Source organism: Aestuariivita boseongensis (assembly GCF_001262635.1).
Classification (GTDB): Bacteria; Pseudomonadota; Alphaproteobacteria; order Rhodobacterales; family Rhodobacteraceae; genus Aestuariivita; species Aestuariivita boseongensis.
Genome location: NZ_JXYH01000144.1, coordinates 1 through 301 on the forward strand (window position 1 = coordinate 1; position 301 = coordinate 301).

Annotated in this window: 1 protein-coding gene; it reads left to right on the forward strand. The window is 57.5% G+C overall.

Annotated elements, in window-relative coordinates; all coding sequences use genetic code 11:
* Positions 1–301, forward strand: a 301-nt coding sequence (locus tag TR61_RS19525; protein WP_157441009.1) for a helix-turn-helix domain-containing protein, incomplete at both ends; no start/stop codon positions are given.

Here is a 301-nt window from a genome sequence, read left to right on the forward strand (position 1 = left end):
ACACCACGCAGTTCAAGCTATCTGCCATCACCGCTTTCCTTGAGCGAGGCCGAGGGTTTCGCCGGGTCGCCGCTCAATTTCAAATGGACCCCACCTTGCTTCGTCGTTGGGTCGAGGCTTATCGATTACACGGTGAGGCCAGCTTGAGCAGTACCGGCCAGCGTTACAGTGCCTTGTTCAAGTTCTCTGTTCTACGGCGCATGTGGGATGACTCCCTTTCCTTGCGCCGCGCAGCGGCGCTTTTCAACTTGGGGGATTCCACTCAGGTGGGCAGATGGCAACAGCAGTATTACAGTGGCGG